Here is a 765-nt window from a genome sequence, read left to right as displayed (position 1 = left end):
CCACCACGGTCATCGCCCCGACGGTCATCACGCCGGTCATCACGCCGGTCGTCCCGACGGAAGCCGCCACCGCCGCGGTTGTCGTCGCGGCGGTAGCCGCCGCGGTCACCGCTGTCACGACGGTCATCACGACGGAAACCACCGCGGTCGTCATCGCGGCGCGGGCCACTGGCATCGTCACGGCGGATGGCCGGACGGTCGCCGTCACGACGGAAGCCACGGTCGCGATCGTCGCGACGCGGCCCGCCGGGGCGATCGTCGCGGCGGAACGGCGGACGACCGCCGCGATCGCCTTCGCGCCGATCGTCACGGCCGCGGAAGCCACTGCCACCACGGTTGTCATCACGACGGTTGTCATCACGGCGGAAGCCGCCGCGGTCGCCACCGCGATCGCCGTCGCGGCGGTCGTCACGCCGGCCATAGCTGCCCCGGTCGGACCCGCCCCGGTCGTTGTCGCGGCGGGGGCCCCCGCGGTAGCCACCGCGGTCACCACTGTCCCTGCGGTGCTGGTCGCGCTCGGGGCGCTCATCGGGAGAGTTGGTGGACATGGGTGACTCCTGTCTTCGGTACCGCAAGTCATTCTCGCGCAGCCGGGTACCCGGCGCGCCTCGGAAAAACAAAAAAGGACCTCTGGTCCCAGCGAGTCGCTGGGACCAGAGGTCCTCCAAAGATTGTTCGGCGGCGTCCTACTCTCCCACAGGGTCCCCCCTGCAGTACCATCGGCGCTGTAAGGCTTAGCTTCCGGGTTCGGAATGTAACCGGGCG

General features: G+C 70.3%; 1 protein-coding gene and 1 rRNA gene. One reads left to right on the top strand and one right to left on the bottom strand.

The window, feature by feature from the left end; translation table 11 throughout:
- The coding region (locus ACZ4RZ_RS49475) for a hypothetical protein (protein WP_467754227.1) at window positions 1-554 on the top strand (554 nt) is incomplete at its 5' end.
- Window positions 555-673: 119 nt separating this feature from the next.
- Here the strand turns inward: ACZ4RZ_RS49475 and rrf are convergent.
- A 5S ribosomal RNA gene (gene rrf, locus ACZ4RZ_RS49470) occupies window positions 674-765 on the bottom strand; the annotation flags it as partial.

It is taken from the genome of Streptomyces sp. NPDC027189 (assembly GCF_055566975.1).
Note: the sequence above shows the minus strand (reverse complement) of the source record. Positions and strands in the feature narration are given on the sequence as shown.